The 20,878-nt window shown below is 55.2% G+C and carries 12 protein-coding genes and 1 tRNA gene; all 13 read left to right on the top strand.

Annotation, left to right across the window (positions count from 1 at the left end; genetic code table 11):
• Window positions 1–106: 106 nt before the first annotated feature.
• Window positions 107–1,798 (top strand): kdo(2)-lipid A phosphoethanolamine 7''-transferase, encoded by a 1,692-nt coding sequence (gene eptB / locus WFP70_RS13665; protein ID WP_097118486.1) that lies wholly within the window; start codon window positions 107–109, stop codon window positions 1,796–1,798.
• A gap of 125 nt (window positions 1,799–1,923) precedes the next feature.
• Window positions 1,924–2,000: transfer RNA gene (locus tag WFP70_RS13660), tRNA-Pro, on the top strand.
• A 2,117-nt stretch (window positions 2,001–4,117) separates the two neighbouring features.
• Complete coding sequence (gene dppA / locus WFP70_RS13655; RefSeq protein ID WP_034827775.1) at window positions 4,118–5,728, top strand: dipeptide ABC transporter periplasmic-binding protein DppA; 1,611 nt, start codon at window positions 4,118–4,120, stop codon at window positions 5,726–5,728.
• 198 nt (window positions 5,729–5,926) lie between these two features.
• Window positions 5,927–6,946 carry a dipeptide ABC transporter permease DppB gene (gene dppB / locus WFP70_RS13650; RefSeq protein WP_034827777.1) on the top strand — a complete coding sequence of 340 codons (1,020 nt, stop codon included), beginning with the start codon at window positions 5,927–5,929 and terminating at the stop codon, window positions 6,944–6,946.
• Between the two features lie 10 nt (window positions 6,947–6,956).
• Window positions 6,957–7,859: a dipeptide ABC transporter permease DppC gene (dppC, locus tag WFP70_RS13645; protein WP_034827779.1), complete on the top strand. Its 903-nt coding sequence runs from the start codon at window positions 6,957–6,959 to the stop codon at window positions 7,857–7,859.
• A gap of 12 nt (window positions 7,860–7,871) precedes the next feature.
• The gene (gene dppD / locus WFP70_RS13640; protein WP_038643846.1) at window positions 7,872–8,858 is read left to right on the top strand and encodes a dipeptide ABC transporter ATP-binding protein; all 987 of its coding nucleotides are present in this window, start codon (window positions 7,872–7,874) and stop codon (window positions 8,856–8,858) included.
• Complete coding sequence (gene dppF, locus WFP70_RS13635) at window positions 8,848–9,855, top strand: dipeptide ABC transporter ATP-binding subunit DppF (protein ID WP_160868678.1); 1,008 nt, start codon at window positions 8,848–8,850, stop codon at window positions 9,853–9,855. Before dppD ends, dppF begins: the two co-directional genes overlap by 11 nt.
• 476 nt (window positions 9,856–10,331) lie before the next feature.
• Window positions 10,332–11,108: a cellulose biosynthesis protein BcsO gene (gene bcsO, locus WFP70_RS13630; protein ID WP_337023585.1), complete on the top strand. Its 777-nt coding sequence runs from the start codon at window positions 10,332–10,334 to the stop codon at window positions 11,106–11,108.
• On the top strand, window positions 11,099–11,899 hold the full coding sequence (gene bcsQ / locus WFP70_RS13625) for a cellulose biosynthesis protein BcsQ (RefSeq protein ID WP_337023586.1): 801 nt from the start codon (window positions 11,099–11,101) through the stop codon (window positions 11,897–11,899). The genes bcsO and bcsQ overlap by 10 nt, the downstream gene beginning before the upstream one ends.
• A gap of 62 nt (window positions 11,900–11,961) precedes the next feature.
• Window positions 11,962–14,067, top strand: coding sequence for a UDP-forming cellulose synthase catalytic subunit (gene bcsA, locus WFP70_RS13620; RefSeq protein ID WP_160868680.1), 2,106 nt, complete (start codon window positions 11,962–11,964; stop codon window positions 14,065–14,067).
• A complete protein-coding gene (gene bcsB / locus WFP70_RS13615) occupies window positions 14,064–16,607 on the top strand; it encodes a cellulose biosynthesis cyclic di-GMP-binding regulatory protein BcsB (RefSeq protein WP_337023587.1) in 2,544 nt (847 codons plus the stop codon). Before bcsA ends, bcsB begins: the two co-directional genes overlap by 4 nt.
• A gap of 11 nt (window positions 16,608–16,618) precedes the next feature.
• Window positions 16,619–20,422, top strand: a complete 3,804-nt coding sequence (locus WFP70_RS13610; RefSeq protein WP_337023588.1) for a cellulose biosynthesis protein BcsC — start codon at window positions 16,619–16,621, stop codon at window positions 20,420–20,422.
• Window positions 20,423–20,869 carry a cellulose biosynthesis protein BcsD gene (bcsD, locus tag WFP70_RS13605; RefSeq protein WP_337023589.1) on the top strand — a complete coding sequence of 149 codons (447 nt, stop codon included), beginning with the start codon at window positions 20,423–20,425 and terminating at the stop codon, window positions 20,867–20,869.
• Window positions 20,870–20,878 lie beyond the last annotated feature (9 nt).

Raw genomic sequence — 20,878 nt, 5'->3', positions numbered from 1 at the left:
CCTGCTCGTTGCTTGCGCTTTTCTCGCTCACGGACGAACTCTATTGACTTTAAATAGTCACATTTAAGGTTGGTTTATTGACACCGGGTCAGGAATGAATAAGTAAATGAATTATATCAAAACGTTAACGCAGCAAAAGCTGTCGCTGTTGCTTGCGCTCTATCTCGGCATCTTGTTGAATTTGCCAATTTTTTATCGCCGATTTGACGGCTTCCTAACGAAATCCACCCTCTCTAACTGGCTTTCTGCGGTCGCAGAAGTGACCGCTGCGGTGCTGCTGACGTTTTTCCTGATGCGTCTGCTATCGCTGGGCGGTAAGTGGGTTTATCGCATCCTTGCCACGTTAACCGTGGTAATTTCCGTGGCTGCCGCCTATTACATGGCTTTCTTTAATGTGGTGATCGGCTACGGCATCGTGGCCTCAGTGATGACCACTGATGTCGATCTCTCTAAAGAAGTGGTCGGCATGCGCTTTGTGCTGTGGATGGTGCTGGTCAGCGCGCTGCCGCTGCTGCTGATTTGGCGTAATAACCTTAGCCAGACCTTGATTGAGCAATTGAAAACGCCGGGCCAGCGTCTGAAGCCTGCGCTGATCATGCTGTTGAGCGTAGCGCTGGTGTGGTTGCCGATTCGCTACTTCGACAAACTGCAAAAAGTGAATGAAGAGATCACCAATATCGACCTGCCAAGTTACGGCGGGGTGGTGGCGCACTCGTATTTGCCTTCTAACTGGATTGCGGCGCTAGGTCTGTTTGCCTGGACCAAAGTCGATGAAGAGATGGATGGGGCGGAACTGCTCGATCCAGCGAAGAAGTTTACTTACGTGGCACCGCCGGGCATTGATGATACCTATGTGGTGTTTGTGATTGGCGAGACCACGCGCTGGGACCACATGGGGTTGCTGGGCTATGACCGCGATACCACGCCGAAGCTTTCTAAAGAGAAAAACCTGGTGGCGTTCCGTGGTGAGTCTTGCGATACCGCCACTAAGCTGTCGCTGCGCTGCATGTTCGTACGCGAGGGCGGCACCATGGATAATCCTGGCCGCACGCTGAAAGAGCAGAACGTTTTTGCGGTGATGAAGGAGCTGGGCTTTACCTCTGAGTTGTTCGCTATGCAGAGTGAAGTGTGGTTCTACGATAACGCCGATGTGAATAATTTCTCGTTCCGTGAGCAGATTGGTTCTGAGAAGCGTAATCAGGGTAAAGCGGTGGATGACATGCTGCTGGTGCCAGAACTGCAGGCCTCGCTGCAACGTTTCCCGAAAGGTAAGCATCTGGTGGTGTTGCACACTAAGGGTTCGCATTATCTGTATTCACAGCGCTATCCGCGCAGCTTCGCCCGTTATCAGCCGGAATGTATGGGCGTGGATGAGACCTGTAGTAAAGCGCAGTTGATCAATGCTTATGACAACTCGATTCTTTACGTCGATACCATGCTGGATAGCGTGCTGGATCAGCTGCGTGATAAGAAGGCGATTGTGTTTTATGCCGCCGATCATGGTGAGTCGATCAGCGATAATATGCACTTACACGGCACGCCGCGTGAGATGGCGCCGCCGGAGCAGTTCCGCGTGCCAATGATGGTTTGGGCTTCTGATAAGTATCTTGAGGATCCTACCAACCGCAGTAACTTCGAGCGTTTACAGGCGCAGCAGCGCGTGGGGAAAACCCATCGTCATGTTGAGTTGTTCGATACCATTTTAGGCTGCCTGGGCTACAGTTCGCCGGATGGCGGGATTAAAGCGGCGAATAACTGGTGTCAGGCACCGGCGGCGACACCTGCTAAAGCGTTGTAAGGGTTTTCTGGAAGGTGTTGAGCGGCAGGGCTTTTTGCGGTGCTGTTTGCTTTCCAGGCGATCGGGCGGATTTTACGGAAAAGGGATTGACGCTCCCAAGGGGGAGCAGTAATATTCGCCCCCATCGGCGAGTAGCGCAGCTTGGTAGCGCAACTGGTTTGGGACCAGTGGGTCGGAGGTTCGAATCCTCTCTCGCCGACCATATTTGAAGAAACCTGCTTGAAAAAGCAGGTTTTTTTTCGTCTGTCGATCGCGGAGTCGGTGCAGCCAGGAGTGAATACGGGGCCGCTGCGTAAAGTCGCTGTCTCGTCCCTGATCGCTCGACACACGCCATCCCTGGCGTGTAACGCTTTACTCCGCGGCCCCGCATTCCCTCCCTCATCTGATTCTGTGCGCGCTTTTGGAAGTGAACATTTGGCTTTGTGTTTGTTGCCAGGGGCGGAGTTGTTAAGTTTGTGCGCGCTTTTAAAAGCGGAACCGGTGTAGTCAGGAGTGAATACGGGGCCGCTGCGTAAAGTCGCTGTCTCGTCCCTGATCGCTCGACACACGCCATCCCTGGCGTGTAACGCTTTACTCCGCGGCCCCGCATTCCCTCCTTCGTTTGATTATGAGCAGGCTTTGAGAAGCTGGCATTCGGCTCTGTGCGTGTGTCCAGAGGTTAAACTGTTGCTTCTGTGCGGGGTTTCAAAAGCGAAACCGGTGTAGTCAGGAGTGAATACGGGGCCGCTGCGTAAAGTCGCTGTCTCGTCCCTGATCGCTCGACACACGCAATCCATGGCGGGTAACGCTTTACTCCGCGGCCCCGCATCCCCTCCTTCATCTGATTCTGTGCGCGCTTTTGGAAGTGAACATTGGACTTTGTGTTTGTTGCCAGGGGCGGAGTTGTTAAGTTTGTGCGGGGTTTCAAAAGCGGAACCGGTGCAGTCAGGAGTGAACACGGGGCCGCTGCGTAAAGTCGCTGTCTCGTCCTTGATCGCTCGACACACGCCATCCATGGCGTGTAACGCTTTACTCCGCGGCCCCGCATTCCCTCCTTCGTTTGATTATGAGCAGGCTTTGAGAAGCTGGCATTCGGCTCTGTGCGTGTGTCCAGAGGTTAAACTGTTGCTTCTGTGCGGGGTTTCAAAAGCGAAACCGGTGTAGTCAGGAGTGAATACGGGGCCGCTGCGTAAAGTCGCTGTCTCGTCCCTGATCGCTCGACACACGCAATCCATGGCGGGTAACGCTTTACTCCGCGGCCCCGCATCCCCTCCTTCATCTGATTCTGTGCGCGCTTTTGGAAGTGAACATTGGACTTTGTGTTTGTTGCCAGGGGCGGAGTTGTTAAGTTTGTGCGGGGTTTCAAAAGCGGAACCGGTGCAGTCAGGAGTGAACACGGGGCCGCTGCGTAAAGTCGCTGTCTCGTCCCTGATCGCTCGACACACGCCATTCATGGCGTGTAACGCTTTACTCCGCGGCCCCGCATTCCCTCCTTCGTTTGATTCTGTGCGTGCTTTAGGAAGCGAACATTCGGCTTTGTGCGTGCTGTCATAAAGAAAACATGCTGTTGCTTAGATGCGTGCTGCTTTTCAAAACAGCAGCATCAATGCTGATGAGCGATGGGAAGGGGGCTCGGGGAGCAAAGCGTTCGCCGCAGGGATGCGGCGACCGAGGCTACAGGGATGTATTTACGCCGTCTTTGCGATCGAGCCGCCTTCCCGGAGCAGCGCACCATTTAAAAGCGATGCTGTTTGCACCTAACCTTATAATTTACCCATCCCATCCGATAAATCACATTTACCCGCCATTATTACCACTTTACCGACTCGACCCCTAACGCAATCAACCCTGCACGCTTAATTCGCGACACATTCTTCTTATGACCGATTAATGCTTTTTGCTGATTTCTTATGCCATTACACCAGCATATTTCGCTGCCTGAACGTCATAACGCACGACGAATCGTTCAGTTATTCGACGTTTACCAATAACTTTTGTGTGTTTTTTAGCGGTGATAATCACTGTCATTTGACTGTATAGCCAGACAATCACGCGGCATTGCGCGCTTTATCACCTTTTTAAATTTTGGCTCAGCGCAATAACCCTGTTTTTTATCGTTGCTTGCACTTACTCACACTCTGTGTAAATAACCCCACCTTGTATTGACGTTCTTTGCAACTGTTGACAAATTGATGCGTCAATAACATGCAGAGTAGGGCGATTCTGAGGAGCCATTGGCTATCGGATGACAAAATAAACCACTCGCATGCTGCCCGAACCGCATAAAAAAATTCAGAGGTCGGGCGACGCACACAACATCACATCACAATGGAGCAAAACATGATCAACTCCCTGGCTAAATCCAGGATGCTGAAGGTCGGTCTTAGCCTGATTGCTATGACTGTTGCCGCGGGTGTCCAGGCGAAAACCCTCGTATATTGTTCAGAAGGTTCGCCGGAAGGCTTCAACCCACAGCTCTTCACATCGGGTACCACTTACGATGCCAGCTCCGTGCCGATCTACAACCGTCTGGTTGAGTTCAAAACCGGTACTACCGAGCTGCAGCCTGGCCTGGCTGAAAAATGGGACGTTAGCGAAGATGGTAAAACCTATACCTTCCATCTGCGTAAAGGCGTGAAGTGGCAAACCACCAAAGACTTTAAGCCAACGCGTACCTTCAACGCTGACGACGTCGTGTTCTCCTTCGAGCGCCAGCTCGACAAAAACAACAAGTACCACGGTGTATCGGGCGGCAGCTACGAATACTTCGAAGGTATGGATATGCCGAAGCTGATCGAGAAAATCGAGAAAGTTGACGACTACACCGTACGCTTCACCCTGAGCCGTCCTGAAGCGCCGTTCATTGCTGACCTCGGCATGGACTTCGCCTCGATCCTGTCAAAAGAGTATGCGGACAACATGCTGAAAGCCGGCACGCCAGAGAAGCTGGACCTCAATCCAGTGGGCACCGGTCCATTCGTGCTGCAGCAGTATCAGAAAGATTCACGCATTCTGTATAAAGCCAACCCGGACTTCTGGGGCACCAAGCCGAAGATTGATCGTCTGGTGTTCTCTATCACGCCTGATGCGTCTGTGCGTTACGCCAAACTGCAGAAGGGTGAGTGCCAGGTGATGCCGTACCCGAACCCGGCTGACATCGCCAGCATGAAGAAAGATGACAAAATTAACCTGATGGAGCAGCCTGGTCTGAACGTCGGTTACCTGTCATTCAACACCGAGAAAAAACCGCTGGATAACGTGAAAGTGCGTCAGGCACTGACCATGGCGGTGAACAAACAAGCCATCATCGACGCTGTGTATCAGGGCGCTGGCCAGGCCGCGAAAAACCTGATCCCACCAACCATGTGGGGCTACAACGATGATGTGAAAGATTACGCTTACGATCCTGCCAAAGCGAAAGAGCTGCTGAAAGAAGCCGGCATGCCGGATGGTTTCTCTATCGACCTGTGGGCGATGCCGGTACAGCGTCCTTACAACCCGAACGCCCGTCGTATGGCGGAAATGGTTCAGGCTGACTGGGCGAAAATTGGCGTGAAAGCCAAGATCGTCACCTTCGAGTGGGGCGAGTACCTGAAACGCGCCAAAGCCGGTGAACACCAGACTGTCATGATGGGCTGGACCGGTGACAATGGGGATCCGGACAACTTCTTCGCCACCCTGTTTAGCTGTGCCGCCGCCAAAGACGGTTCTAACTACTCACGCTGGTGCTACAAGCCGTTTGAAGATCTGATTCAGCCTGCACGTGCTGAAGCCGATCACAACAAACGTATTGAGCTCTACAAACAGGCTCAGGTAGTGATGCATGACCAGGCTCCGGCGCTGATTATTGCTCACTCCACCGTGTATGAGCCGGTGAGCAAGAAAGTGACTGGCTATGTGGTTGATCCATTAGGTAAACATCACTTCGAAAACGTCGATATCCAGGAATAACCTTTCGGATTATCGCGGTCTGGGCCAGCGCTGCTGGCCCTCGGGCGGCACCTTTGCCGCCCGGTCTCCGCACTTTTTTTCCGGCTAATTTCTTATATTGAAGCGCTTCTTGCGTCGCGATCGGCTTTGTCGATTGCGTGTTGTGAGCAATGTAGTCCCTGGCGGCAACGCCACGGGAAATGACTGAGAATCCGGCTTATGCTGCAATTCATACTTCGACGTCTGGGCCTTGTCATCCCAACGTTCATCGGTATTACCTTACTGACCTTTGCGTTTGTCCATTTGATCCCCGGTGACCCGGTGCTGATCATGGCGGGCGAACGCGGCATTTCTCCCGAGCGTCACGCCCAACTGATGGCCCAATTTGGCCTCGACCAGCCGATGTGGAAACAGTACATCACCTACATTAATGGTGTGCTGCACGGCGATCTCGGTATCTCGCTGAAAAGCCGCATCCCGGTATGGGATGAGTTTGTCCCTCGTTTCAAAGCCACGCTGGAACTTGGCATCTGCGCGATGCTCTTCGCGATTGCGGTGGGCATTCCGGTTGGCGTGCTGGCGGCGGTAAAACGCGGTTCGGTGTTTGACCACACTGCAGTGGGCATCTCGCTGACCGGTTACTCAATGCCGATTTTCTGGTGGGGCATCATGCTGATCATGCTGGTATCGGTGCAGCTCAACCTGACACCGGTATCCGGGCGTGTCAGTGACACGATTTTCCTTGATGACAGCCACCCACTCACCGGTTTTATGCTGATTGATACGCTGCTGTGGGGTGAAGAGGGCGATTTCAAAGATGCGGTGATGCACATGATTTTGCCGGCCATTGTGCTGGGCACTATCCCGCTGGCGGTGATCGTGCGTATGACGCGTTCTTCAATGCTGGAAGTGCTGGGTGAGGATTATATCCGTACCGCGCGCGCTAAAGGCCTGACGCGTATGCGCGTCATCGTGGTGCATGCGCTGCGTAACGCCATGCTGCCAGTGGTCACCGTGATTGGTCTGCAAGTCGGCACTTTGCTGGCGGGCGCGATTCTGACGGAAACCATCTTCTCGTGGCCGGGACTGGGTCGCTGGCTAATCGAAGCATTGCAGCGTCGTGACTATCCGGTGGTGCAGGGCGGCGTATTGCTGGTGGCAATTCTGATCATCGTGGTCAACCTGCTGGTTGATCTGTTGTACGGCGTGGTCAATCCGCGCATTCGACATAAGAAATAAGGGGGGCATCATGACAACTGTTGATCCCGCAAGCGTAAGCGCTGCACCCAAGCCGATGACCCCGATTCAGGAATTCTGGCACTACTTCAAACGCAATAAAGGCGCGGTGATTGGCCTGGTTTACATCATTCTGATGCTGCTGATCGCCATCTTCGCTGATGTGCTGGCGCCACACGCGCCGTCAGAGCAGTTCCGTGATGCGCTGCTGCATCCGCCGGTGTGGCAGGAAGGCGGCAGCTGGAAATTTATCTTTGGCACCGATGACGTGGGCCGTGATGTGCTGTCACGCCTGATGTTCGGCGCACGTTTATCGCTGCTGGTTGGCTGTCTGGTGGTGGTGCTGTCGCTGATCCTTGGCGTGGTGTTTGGTCTGATGGCAGGTTACCTCGGCGGCGTCGTCGACGCGGTGATCATGCGTCTGGTGGATATCATGCTGGCGCTGCCGAGTCTGCTGCTGGCATTGGTGCTGGTGGCGATTTTTGGTCCGTCGATTGTCAACGCCTCGCTGGCGATCACCTTCGTCGCGCTGCCGCACTATATCCGTCTGACGCGTGCTGCGGTGCTGGTGGAAGTAAACCGCGACTACGTCACCGCTTCCAGCGTGGCGGGTGCCGGTACGCTGCGCCAGATGTTCGTCAATATTCTGCCTAACTGCCTGGCACCGCTAATCGTGCAAGCATCATTAGGCTTCTCCAACGCCATCCTCGATATGGCGGCGTTGGGCTTTCTCGGAATGGGGGCGCAACCGCCAACGCCGGAGTGGGGCACCATGCTCTCCGACGTGTTGCAGTATGCGCAAAGTGCCTGGTGGGTAGTGACGTTCCCTGGTGTCGTCATCCTGCTCACCGTGCTGGCATTCAACCTCATGGGCGATGGTTTGCGTGATGCACTCGACCCGAAACTCAAGCAGTAAAGAGGCACCGAGATGGCACTATTAAATGTAGAAAAACTGTCGGTGCACTTCGGCGACGAAAAAACACCGTTCCGTGCAGTAGACCGTATCAGCTACCAGGTTGAACAAGGCCAGGTGGTGGGGATTGTGGGTGAATCCGGCTCCGGTAAGTCGGTCAGCTCGCTGGCGATTATGGGCCTGATTGATTATCCCGGTCGTGTGATGGCGGAAAAGCTGGAGTTCAACCAGCGCGACTTGCAGAAGATCTCTGAAAAAGAGCGCCGCCAGTTGGTGGGCGCAGAAGTGGCGATGATCTTCCAGGACCCGATGACCAGCCTCAACCCGTGCTACACCGTGGGCTTCCAGATCATGGAAGCGCTGAAGGTGCATCAGGGCGGCAGCAAAAGCACGCGCCGTCAGCGTGCTATCGACCTGCTGGATCAGGTCGGTATTCCCGATCCGGCCTCTCGTCTTGATGTTTATCCGCATCAGTTGTCGGGCGGTATGAGCCAGCGTGTGATGATCGCGATGGCGATCGCCTGCAAACCTAAGCTGCTGATTGCTGATGAACCGACAACTGCACTGGATGTGACCATTCAGGCGCAGATTATCGAGCTGCTGCTGGAGTTGCAGAAGCAGGAGAACATGGCGCTGATTCTGATCACCCACGATTTGGCGCTGGTGGCCGAAGCAGCCCAGCACATCATCGTGATGTACGCCGGACAGGTGGTGGAAAGCGGGAAAGCGGTGGATATCTTCAAAGCCCCGCGTCATCCCTACACCCAAGCGCTGCTGCGCGCGTTGCCGGAGTTTGCCGCAGATAAAGCGCGTCTGGCTTCGCTGCCGGGTGTGGTGCCGGGCAAATATGATCGTCCAACCGGCTGTCTGCTCAATCCGCGCTGTCCGTATGTGACCGAACGCTGCCGTCGTGAAGAACCTGAACTGCGTGACATTCCGGGTCGCCAGTCTAAATGCCATTTCCCACTGGATGATGCCGGGAGACCGACTTATGAGTCTTGATAATACTCAGCAGGATTACCTGCTGCAGGCGATCGACCTGAAAAAACACTACCCGGTGAAGAAAGGGCTGTTTGGCCAGGAGCGCCTGGTGAAAGCACTGGATGGCGTCTCGTTCAACCTTGAACGCGGCAAAACGCTGGCGGTGGTCGGTGAGTCGGGCTGTGGAAAATCCACACTTGGACGCTTGCTGACTATGATTGAAACACCGACCGAAGGCCAGCTTTACTGGCATGGTCAGGATTTGCTGAAACACGATCCACAGGCGCAAAAACTGCGTCGTCAGAAAATCCAGATCGTGTTCCAGAACCCGTACGGCTCGCTTAATCCGCGCAAAAAAATCAGCCAGATTCTCGAAGAACCGCTGTTGATTAACACCTCTCTGACTAAAGCGGAACGTCGCGAGAAAACGCTGGAGATGATGGCGAAGGTGGGCCTGAAAACCGAGCATTACGATCGCTATCCGCATATGTTTTCCGGTGGCCAGCGTCAGCGTATCGCCATCGCGCGTGGGCTGATGCTCGATCCGGACGTGCTGATCGCCGATGAACCGGTGTCTGCGCTCGATGTTTCCGTGCGTGCGCAGGTGCTCAACCTGATGATGGATTTGCAGCAGGATTTGGGTTTGTCCTATGTGTTCATTTCTCATGATTTGTCGGTGGTGGAGCATATCGCAGACGAAGTGATGGTGATGTATTTAGGTCGTTGCGTTGAGCGCGGCAGTAAAGAGGCCATTTTCAGCAATCCGCGTCATCCTTATACGCAGGCCTTGTTGTCAGCCACGCCACGTTTGAATCCAGATGAGCGTCGTGAAAGGATTAAATTGACCGGCGAACTGCCAAGTCCACTCAATCCGCCGCCGGGCTGTGCGTTTAACGCGCGCTGCCGCCGCCGCTTTGGTACCTGCGTCCAGTTGCAGCCCAAACTTAAGCAATATGGCGAGCAGCAAATTGCCTGTTTCGCGGTGGATCAGGACGAGAATCAGCCAGTGGGCGTGTAATTAACCACGCCAAAAATGAATAAAGGCTCCTGCGGGAGCCTTTATTTTTTCCTGCGTTATACTTCAGGAATGCTAACAAAAAAAATGTTTCTGCCAGAAGCGCCTGGAAATGTATTACTCCAGTGCATCAGTAATTGATTGGTCCTGATTAGGGGTTAAATCGTTAAGGCAAATTCCGAATAGCGTCAGGATTATGTGAGCATAATCACGCACCTGTAAAATCCGCAACTTGAACCACTTCTGCTTCATATCAGTAGCTTAGGTGAATATTTTTGTCGTTATTATTTCAGTTAATCGATATTAATAAATCTCCGGCCTTAAATATCTGCACGCTTTTTGCATTGCCAGAATTTCAATCATATTGATAAAAGTCTTTTGTTGAATACGCCGTTTTTGTAATCAGAATTCCCTCACTCTCTTTTAATGTGTGTGATATATTCGCGAAAAATTCCCTCCCGCTTTTACAGGCTCTGATCATGAAGAATTACGACGATCTGCAGCGTTTTAAAGAAAAGACCAAAACGCTCGATATCGCTTTTAAGGATATGTCTGGGCAATCGCAGGAAGCGGATCACAGCCAGTGGGCGATCATACGCCAATTAGCGACCGATAATGAGCCTGAGTTAGGCAGCGGCCAGCGTATTGACCTGCCACAGCCGCAGCCGATTCGCGGTGATGAGTTCAGCGCACCCGCTGCTGCACCGGCGGCAATTTCACCTGCGGCCAGCACTTCACGCGGTTCGATTCTCGACAGCCTGGCGGCCACTGCGCCTGCAGAACCTGCGCCAGCCACGCCGCCTGCGGGAGTCTCGTCTCTCTTCCCGCCTGCACCCGCGGCTAAACCGGCGCCTTCTGTGATCTCACAGGCACCGAAAGCGACCCATGTTGAGCGTCAGGCCACGACGTCGCTGTTTCCACCGCCGCCAGCGAAACCGGCGGCTGCACCTTTATCTGCATCCGCACCTATCGCTGCGGTACCTACAGTAACGCCGGCTCCCGCACCTGTAGCGAACTCTGCTCCAGCGCCTTTAGCCTCACCGATTGCCGCGACATCGGCTGAAGCGCCGCAGGCTACAACAACCTTCAGTGCGCCCGCGTCTACCTTTACCGCTCCGGTTGAACCGGCGCGTCCGGCAGCTTCTGCACCCTCACGTTTTGGTGCCCTGTTCCGCTCGCGTGCGACGGAACCTGCTAATCTTTCAAAAGAAACACCCTTAAAACCGCTATTGGAGAAGATTGCGCTATGCCGTTAGTTTGTGTGTGCTCGCCAAAAGGGGGAGTAGGGAAAACCACCATGGCGGCCAACCTTGCATGGAGCCTGGCTCGCGCTGGCAGCAAGGTGTTGGCAATCGATTTCGATGTCCAGAACGCATTGCGCCTGCATTTTGGTGTGCCACTGCACGATGGTCGCGGCTTTGTTGCGCGCTCTGAAGAGCAGGCTGACTGGAGCCAATCCATCCTCACCACCGGCGGTAATATTTTCGTCATGCCTTATGGCGATGTGACCGAAGATCAGCGTGAGCGTTTTGAAGAGAACCTGATTAAAGATCCGCATTTCCTGCGCCGCGGTCTGGACACGGTTTTAAATTACCCGGGACTGGTCATTATTGCCGATTTCCCGCCAGGTCCGGGTCCGGCACTTAAAGCTATGCAGGCATTGGCCGATATGCATTTAGTGGTGATGCTGGCAGATACTGCCTCGGTCTCTTTACTGCCGCAAATTGAAAATGACCGCATGATAGGTCAGCCGCTTAATAATAAGCGTGGTCATTATTTCGTACTTAATCAAAGTGACAATCGCCGCAATATTAGTCGCGAAGTCACCGGCTTTATGCAGCAGCGTTTGGGCGAAAATTTATTAGGCGTGGTGCACCGTGATGAAAATGTCGCGGAAGCCAATGCTTCACAACAATCAGTTTATGATTTCAGCCCGGCATCCGCCGCCGCATTTGATATCGAACTGGTGGCAAAGCGCGTAGCCAATATCCTGAATATTACCGTGGGTAACGGTGAAGTTCAGGCACCTATCCGCAGCCATTATTAATCGCCAGGCATTTGCCTGGCGGTATTAGCAATAATAACAACACAGCTTCTTTAGGGTGAATCATGAGTAAACTCGGGTTTTACCTGCTGCTGCTGGTGCTTGCACCTGTGGCTGCGGTAATCGTCATCACGCCTATGGACAGCCAAAAACAATATATTTTTGGCTTAATCAGCATCGGGATGATGTTTTTACTGGGCTTCAGCAAAAGCCGCAAAATAACTGTCATCATGGTTATCCTTTCTGCGCTGATGTCGACCCGATATATCTGGTGGCGCACCACGGAGACGCTGCAGTTTAATTCCGAGATTGAAGCGATTCTCGGCATCGGCTTATATCTGGCCGAACTGTATGTCTGGCTGATTCTGATTCTCGGCTTCCTGCAAACCACCTGGCCATTAAAACGCACCATTGAACCGTTGCCGGACGATACCAGCCTGTGGCCTACCGTTGACGTCTATGTCCCGACCTATAACGAAAGCCTCGACGTAGTGCGTGATACCGTGCTGGCGGCGCAGTGCATCGATTATCCGCGTGACAAGCTCAAGGTCTATCTGCTGGATGACGGCAAGCGCAGCGAGTTTGCGGTTTTTGCCGCCGATGTAGGGGTGGGCTATATCACCCGTGACGACAACAGTCATGCGAAAGCCGGTAACCTCAACCATGCGATGAAAATCACCAAGGGTGAGCTGATCTGCATCTTTGACTGTGACCACGTCGCCACTCGCACTTTCCTGCAGGCGACCGTCGGTCCGTTCCTGAACGATCCCAAGCTGGCGCTGTTGCAGACGCCACACTATTTCTATTCACCGGACCCGTTTGAACGTAACCTGCGTGCAGCGCGTACCATTCCGAACGAAGGCGCGCTGTTCTACGGCCCGGTTCAGCAGGGTAACGACAACTGGAACGCCACCTTCTTCTGCGGTTCCTGTGCGGTGATTCGCCGTAGCGCGCTGGAAGAGATTGGTGGATTTGCGGTGGAAACCGTGACCGAAGATGCGCACACCGCATTGAAAATGCAGCGCCTGGGTTGGGGGTCTGCCTTCCTGGCGATTCCGCTGGCTGCGGGTCTGGCCACCGAGCGTCTCGGTCTGCACGTGGTTCAGCGTAACCGCTGGGCGCGTGGCATGACGCAGATCTTCCGTGTGGATAATCCGCTGTTTGGCCGCGGTCTGAAATGGCAGCAGCGTCTCTGCTACCTCAACGCCATGCTGCACTTCCAGTTCGGTCTGCCGCGCGTGGCATTCCTGACCGCGCCGCTGGCGTACTTGCTGTTTAACCTGAACATTATTCACTCGTCGGCGTCGCTGATCTTCGCCTACGTATTGCCGCATCTGGTGATGTCGCTGTACGTCAACTCCCGCATGAACGGCAAGTTCCGTTACACCTTCTGGGGTGAAATCTACGAAACCGTGATGTGCTTCCACCTCGTGATCCCGACGTTGCTGACCATGCTGGCACCAAAGCGCGGTAAATTTAACGTAACGGATAAGGGGGGCCTGCTGGACCAGGGCTTCTTCGATTTCCACATCGTCCGCCCCCATGTGATTGTCGCGGTACTGCTGACCATTGGTATCGTCGCGGGTGTGGTGCGTGCAACGGCACATGATTACTTCGGTGTTGATCCCTATGTTATCGCCCTCAACGTCGGCTGGGCGGTGTTCAGCCTGATCATCCTGATGGCGGCGATTGCCGTGGCGCGCGAAACCAAACAGGTGCGTAAAACCATTCGTATCGAAGTGCAGATTCCGGCGGTGATTCACTACGCCAGCGGTATCTCATCACGCACCCAAACCAGCGACCTGTCGATGGGCGGCGCGCAACTGGATGCACCGGACAACCGTCATGAGCATGATGAAATTGAAGAGATTGATCTGCTGCTGAAATCCGGTGCCATCACTATTCCGGTGAGCAAAATCTCCGGCGATGAAGAGACCATTCGTCTGCGCTTTGGTGATATGCCGCTATCGCGTCGTCGTGAGCTGGTGCGTGTGGTACTGGCGCGCGCCGATGCGTGGATCCAGCCTGAGTATAAGCAGGACAACCCGCTGGTATCGCTGGGCACCATTATTCGTACCGTATTTGAGCTGTTCTGGCTGACCTGGAAAGATCGCCGTGAGAAGCATAAGCGTGAAAACCAGTCGGCAGTGAAAGAGGACAGCGCAGTATGAAGAATTTGACGCAAACGTTGCTGGCAAGCTCGCTGGCGACGGCGCTGATGCTCGCCCCGGCCTGGGCAGAAACCCCTGCGGTAACGCAGGATAGTTCGGCCTTGTCCAACGTGCCGCCACCGCAAGGCATCCAGAGTGAAGCGGATGCCCAGTTGCAGCAGGCGGCGGGTGCAACACCTTATGCGCCCACTGAAAATGCACCAGCAACTGAAAATACTGCCCCGGCTGTGACGGATATGCCAGCAGCCAACGCCACGAACTCGGCTGCACCACAGACGGAGCCGCCTGCTACCACGCTAGCGCCAGAGATGGTGCTGCCTGATGTGGCACCTGCGGCATCAGTCGCCGCACCCGTGGTTTCCGCTTCTGAGATGCTCAATCAACCTATCAGCAGCACCATTTCCGTGGCGCAGATGGGCCAGCCGCAGGGCATCACCTTAACGGGCGGTCAGCTGCAATCGGGCATCGTGTTTACTCTGCCGAGCGATGAAGTGATCACCAACGCGCGTCTGAATTTGTCGCTGCGCGTTTCAGCAGCACTGGCGGCGCGTAATACCTCGTTGCAGCTGATGCTGAATGGTCAGCCGCTGGGCACTTTGCCACTGGGTTCGAGCGACAGCGATGTCAGCGACTACCAGTTGGATATCCCAGCGGCAATGGTGGTCTCAAGCAACAACCTCAGCTTCAAAATTAACGATGCCGACAAACTGCTGTGCGAAAAAGAGAGTGCACAGCAGTATCAGGTGTCGATTCTGCCTAAAACCACGCTGAGCCTCGAAGGCCAGCAGTTGAATATCGGCACCAGCCTGCGCAACTTCCCGCGTCCGTTTATGGATGCGCAGCGTATGACGCCAGCCAGCGTGACCTTTGGCTTTGCCGCCAATGCCACGCCGGACAGCATCAGCGCGGCGGCGTTAGTGGCATCATGGATGGGTATTCAATCGGACTATCGCGGCATTCGTTTCCCGGTGGTGCGTGGCGATCTGCCTGAGCACAACGGCATTTTGATTGGTCATCCCGGTGAGAAGATCGGTTCTGTGACTTTACCTGCCACCAACGGTCCGCTGTTGCAGGTGATTGATAACCCGAACAACCCGGTTTACAAACTGCTGTTAGTTGTCGGTGCGGATGATGCTCAGCTGCGTCAGGCGGCAAACCGTTTGACCACGCAACCGCTGGCGACCGATGCCAGCAGCCTGAACGTGCAGCCGCAGCCGATTGGCCTGCGTAAGCCGTATGACGCGCCGCGCTGGATCAATACCACTCGTCCGGTGCGGTTGAGCGAGCTGCTGCGTAAAGATCAGAGTCTGACCACCACCGGCATCTGGCATGATGCGCTGAGCGTGAACTTCCGCGCGGCACCCGATTTGTTCATGTGGGATGGCGACACTATTCCGGTCGAGCTGCACTACCGCTTCCCGTCGGAAAGCTGGATTGATGAGAACAAATCGTTCCTCAACGTGATGCTTAACGGCACCTTCCTGCGCAACCTGACCGTAAACAAAGTCGGCTTGCTGGAGAGCGCCTGGCATCGTCTGGGCGGCGACGCCCGTCAGGAGCACTACACCCTGAAGCTAGAGCCGTATCTGATTTACGGTGATAACCAGCTGGCGTTGTACTTCAACATCAAACCGAAAGCGGACGCGCCATGTGGTGTGTTGCTCAACAACAACATCAAGAGCCGCATCGAAGATGATTCGTGGATCGACCTGAGCCACACGCGTCACTTCACCATGCTGCCGAACCTGTCGTACTTCGTTGGCGCATCATTCCCGTTCTCGCGTCTGGCGGACTTCTCGCAGACCACCTTGCTGCTGCCAGAAAAACCGACCGATGCAGAGATCTCCACGCTGCTGGATATGTCTTCACGTGCGGGTAACGCGACCGGTGTACCGCTGGTGCAGAACCAGGTGCTGTTTGGTTTGCCAAATGGTGGCACTAACCTGACACGCCTGCAGGACAGTGATCTGCTGGCGGTGAGCACCACACAGAACAGTGAATTCAATCAGCAGATGCTGGCTAACACGCCTTATCAGACCAGCGGTAATACGTTGGGCGTGAAAGATCCGACGACCTGGGACAAGCTGCGTGGCTGGCTGACCGGCGACTGGAACCTTCAGCAGCTGGATGCCGATCGTTACTTCTCCTCCAACGAAGCGTGGCGTGGCTTTGTCAGCTACCGCTCGCCGTGGAATGCCGATCGCCTGGTGGTGATGACGGTGGCAACCAGCGATCAACAGCTGCTGCGTTTGCATGAAGATCTCAACTCGGCGCGCATTAACGCGGGCATTCGTGGCGATACTGCCATCATCACTGATGAAAACGGTATTCGCAGTTTCCGCGTCGGCCCACAGTTCCCGAGTGGCGAAATGCCGTGGTACATGATGGTGGTGTGGTATGCCAACCAGCACTCGGTGCTGATGGCGCTGGCGGCTCTGGTGCTGGCAACGCTGGTCGGCGGTAGCGCGTGGGCGATGCTGAAGCGTCATGCATGGCGACGCCTCAACCCGAAAGCTGATAGCAAGTCCGGCAAGAAGTAAGGATAAAAACAATGAAAAAAAATCTGTTGAGTGCCGGTATTCGTCATGCCCTGATTCTGGGTGGGGCACTGGCGTTCTCTCAGCCGCTGCTGGCGGCGGAGAGCACCAATCCTGCGTTACAAGCGTTGTTTGATCAGGCGGCTTACTGGCATCAGAAAGCGCATGACGATTTGGCCAAATCTTCGCTGCAAAAAGTGTTGATGGTGGAACCCAACAACACTCAGGCGCTTTATTTGCTGGCGCTTTATTCCCAGCAGAGCGGCAGCAGCGCGGAAGCGGCGCAGTGGCGCGCGCGACTGAGTGCCGCATCGCCAAACGATCCGCACCTCACCGAGCTGGATAATGCGCGTCAGCTGCAAACCATCCCACAGGCGCAGCTGTCGTTAGCGCGCCAGCAGGCCCGCAGCGGCAATATTGCAGCTTCGCTGCAAACCTGGCGCAATACCTTTAATGGTAATGAGCCACCACCGAGCGTGGCGGCGGAATATTACCTGACCATGGCCGGAGACCGCTCGCTGCTGCCGCAGGCGGTCGAAGCGCTGCGTCAATTCGCGGCCGATCATCCACAAGATACCGGCGCGAAGCTGGCACTCGGCAAAGCACTGACCTATCAGGAATCGACCCGTCGTCAGGGTATTGATCTGCTGGGTACGCTGGCGGATGGCAATAAAGAGGCTGACCGTTCACTGCGTCAGGCGCTGCTGTGGCTCGGCCCGCAGGCGTCCGATGCCTCGCTATACCAAACCTGGCAGCAGCGTCATCCGCAAGACAATGCGGTGATGGATTACTACCGTAAAAATGTTGGCGGCGCTGAGAAGGGTGCTGGCTTCACCGCACTGAACAGTGGTGACGTCAGCAACGCGCAGAACAACTTTGAGAAAGTGCTGCAGGCGAACCCGCAGGATGCCGATGCACTGGCGGGTATGGGCTATGTGGCTCAGCGTGCCGGGCGCTATGCCGAAGCGGCTGATTATCTGACGCGCGCCGCGCAGATGGGCGGCGATCAGAGCGAGACGCGCCAAAAGCAGGCAGCCGATGCGCGCTTCTATGCTCAACTGGCGACCGCGCAGCAGGCGCTGAAAAACGGTGACAGCGCGCAGGCATTAGCCTTGAGTGAACCGCTGGCGCAGGCCGATGGCGAGAAAGGCGTTTCCGCTAAGCTGTTCCGCGCGGACGTGCAGCGTCGCAGCAATCAACTCGACCAGGCAGAACAAACTTATCGCTCTATCCTGCAAGCCGATCCGAACAACCGTAACGCCAAAGAAGGCCTGTTCTACGTGCTGCGTCAGCAGAACCGCAGCGCGGAAGCGAACACGCTGCTGGCTTCTCTGCCGGATAGCGTGCGCCAGAGCGTGGCCCCGCGCGGCAGCAGCACCGATCCGATTCGTGCGCAGGCTAAGCGTGAGCTGGCGGCGGGCAACAACAGCGCCGCGATAGCCACCTTGAACAGCGGTATTCAGCGCTTCCCGAATGATGGCTGGTTACGCCTCGACCTGGCGCGTATTTATCGCGCGCAAGGCGACAATATGATGGCTGCTAATATTATGCAGCCGTCGATGCGCAGCGGCGCCAGCACGGCAGAGCTGTATGCTGGCGCATTGAACGCCAGCGAGAGCGGTGCCTGGCAGCAGGCGAGTTTACTGCTGTCACGCATACCGAACGGCAGCAAGAGCAGCGATATGCGCGAGCTGGCGCAGCGTGTGAACTTCAACCTGCAGATGACCACCGCCGATCAGTATCTGGCGCAGGGCTCGAATGCTGCAGCGGCGAATACCCTGCGTGCGCTGGCCTCGTCACCTCCGTCCAACCCGGTGGATGCCGGTAACCTGGCACAGAAGCTGGCGAAAGCGGGCGATCTCACCACCGCTGTCTCTGTGGTGCGCAGCAATATGCAGCGCGGCATTCAGGGGAATGCCGGTGATTACGCTGCACAGGTTGCGGTGCTCAACCAGGCGGGTCTGAATACCGAAGCGCAGAGCTTCCTCAGCAGCCCGGAGTTGCAGGCGCGCAGTACACCAACGCAGCTGGCGGGTATTCGCAACGGTTACGTGATCAACGAAGTGGATCGTCTGCGTGAGCAGAAGCAGTACGCCGCGGCTTACGACAAGCTGGTGGGCGCGCTGCAGCACGATCCACAGAACCGCGATCTGATGTTCGCCATGGCGCGACTGTATCAGTCCGGCAAGATGAACAAAGAAGCGGGTGTGGTGTATGACTACCTGATGACCCAGGATACGCCAACGCAAGATGCGCGTACCGGTGCCATCAACGTGGCACTGGCGAACAATGACGTCAATAAAGCCAATACCCTGACACGCGGCTTGAACAATGAGCAGTCACCGGATCGCCAGCTGTTACTGGCGCGCGTGGCTGAAGCCAACGGCAATCACAGCCAGGCCATGAGCTATCTGCGCAGCGCGCGCGGGCAGTTGATTGGTCTGCAGGGTGCCACCAACGGTGATACGCCAAGCGTGGGTGGTCTGGCATTGGCGGATAACCCGTTCATCAACCGGGGTACTTCGCCGGTGGGGCGTTCTCCGTCTGCTTATGGCGCGGTGATGCCATGGCAATCGGCACCGGATGTCACCAGCAGCGCAACGGGGACCACGCTGGCCAGCAATACACCGGCAATCCAGCAGAGCCAGACGCTGCGCCAGATCGACAGTATGATGGACGATCTGCAAGAGAAAACCGGCACCTGGGTGCAGGGCGCAGTACAGGTGCGTGGGCGTGACGGAGAGTCGGGTCTGAGTAAACTGACTGAAGCGAAAGCGCCGTTGACGTTCTCCACCGTGCCATTTGGCGAATCGCGTTTCGATTTCACTATGACACCCGTATCTTTAACGGCTGGCAGCGCATCGGGTGATGCCTGGCGTCGCTTCGGAGCGAACCCCTTAATTCAGGGGCTAGTTGTCGCTACGGGTGGAGCCACCGTCAACGATGTACCAAGTGCATCTACCGATTCTCAGCGTGCGTCAGGCGTTGAACTTAACATGGCGCTTAAGGGCGACAGCTACAAGATTGATTTAGGGAGTACACCACTGGGCCAGGATCTCAGCACCCTTGTAGGTGGTGTGCAGTGGTCACCAAAACTCACTGATTTCCTGACGTTAGTATTGACGGGTGAACGTCGTGCGATGACGGATAGCCTGCTCTCTTATGTTGGCGTAACTGACAAGGCTACCGGTACGAAGTGGGGCCGCGTAACCAAGAACGGCGCAAACGCTTTACTTAGCTACGACAATGGCGATGCTGGCTTCTATGCTGGTGCAGGCGCTTATAGCTATATCGGTGAGAATGTTGCCAGCAACAATAGTTTGAATGCTACCGCCGGTGCTTACGTCCGTCCGTTCCACTACGACGATCGTGAGCTGAAAGTGGGCATGAGCTTGTCATGGATGGACTTCTCGAAAAACCTTAGCTATTTCACTTATGGTCAAGGTGGTTACTTCAGCCCGCAGAATTACGCATCGGTTTCATTCCCGATTGAGTTTTCGCGTAAATTTGACGACTTGAAAGTCAATGTAGGCGGTTCCATGGGTTACCAGACTTATAGCCAAGATAAAAGTGCATATTTCCCTAACGATCCTGATGCACAAACTGCCATGGAATTGCTGACTTCTGCAGGTTTTGCGAAAGAGGCTTATTACTCAGGCACTAGCAAGAACGGTATTGGCTATAACTTGCATGCTGGTGCGGACTATAAGATTAACAAAGATGTCACCATTGGCGGCCAGTTAGGCTACGACACCTTTGGCGATTACAACGAGAGCACAGCGAATCTGTACTTCCGTTATCTGTTCGGAGACAACTAAATGAGTGAGCAGGCAACCGCGCGCGTCAGCCATCCGCATCAGCCGGGTTGGTTTGATCTGGTCAGCGTGATGATTGAAGGGATGCTGGACAACGCGGGCGAGGAAGCCGAAGGCTTCCTCAACAATGTGGGCGCATCGCTGGCAGCACGCTATCCTTTAGCGGAAGCGCGCACCGTGCAGGATCTGGAACGCGAGATGAATCTGCAACTGGCGCGCTTTAGCTGGGGTTTCACCCAGCTTCAGCCGCTGGAAAATGCCATTCTGATTCAGCATCATGCGCTGCCGCAGGGCGCCAGCAAGGTGGGTGCAGAGCGCTGGCAGCTGGCGATGAGCGCCGTGCTGGCCGGTGTTTATTCACAGTGGCTGCAGGCACAGGGCGGCAGCGCTGCGGTGCCGGTCACCTTCGAAAAGAATGACGGCAACACGCTGCATTACCGATATCAATAGGATTGTTTG

Source organism: Pantoea sp. USMM079 (assembly GCF_037153115.1).
GTDB lineage: Bacteria > Pseudomonadota > Gammaproteobacteria > Enterobacterales > Enterobacteriaceae > Pantoea > Pantoea communis.
This window is presented reverse-complemented; position numbering and strand designations above follow the sequence as displayed.

Bases quoted from the DNA above. Each gene is read 5' to 3' on its own strand.
- bcsD (WP_337023589.1), top strand. From the start codon at position 20,423: ATGAGTGAGCAGGCAACCGCGCGCGTCAGCCATCCGCATCAGCCGGGT.
- dppD (WP_038643846.1), top strand. From the start codon at position 7,872: ATGGCACTATTAAATGTAGAAAAACTGTCGGTGCACTTCGGCGACGAA.
- eptB (WP_097118486.1), top strand. From the start codon at position 107: ATGAATTATATCAAAACGTTAACGCAGCAAAAGCTGTCGCTGTTGCTT.
- dppC (WP_034827779.1), top strand. From the start codon at position 6,957: ATGACAACTGTTGATCCCGCAAGCGTAAGCGCTGCACCCAAGCCGATG.
- WFP70_RS13610 (WP_337023588.1), top strand. From the start codon at position 16,619: ATGAAAAAAAATCTGTTGAGTGCCGGTATTCGTCATGCCCTGATTCTG.
- bcsA (WP_160868680.1), top strand. From the start codon at position 11,962: ATGAGTAAACTCGGGTTTTACCTGCTGCTGCTGGTGCTTGCACCTGTG.
- dppF (WP_160868678.1), top strand. From the start codon at position 8,848: ATGAGTCTTGATAATACTCAGCAGGATTACCTGCTGCAGGCGATCGAC.
- bcsO (WP_337023585.1), top strand. From the start codon at position 10,332: ATGAAGAATTACGACGATCTGCAGCGTTTTAAAGAAAAGACCAAAACG.
- dppB (WP_034827777.1), top strand. From the start codon at position 5,927: ATGCTGCAATTCATACTTCGACGTCTGGGCCTTGTCATCCCAACGTTC.
- bcsB (WP_337023587.1), top strand. From the start codon at position 14,064: ATGAAGAATTTGACGCAAACGTTGCTGGCAAGCTCGCTGGCGACGGCG.
- dppA (WP_034827775.1), top strand. From the start codon at position 4,118: ATGATCAACTCCCTGGCTAAATCCAGGATGCTGAAGGTCGGTCTTAGC.
- bcsQ (WP_337023586.1), top strand. From the start codon at position 11,099: ATGCCGTTAGTTTGTGTGTGCTCGCCAAAAGGGGGAGTAGGGAAAACC.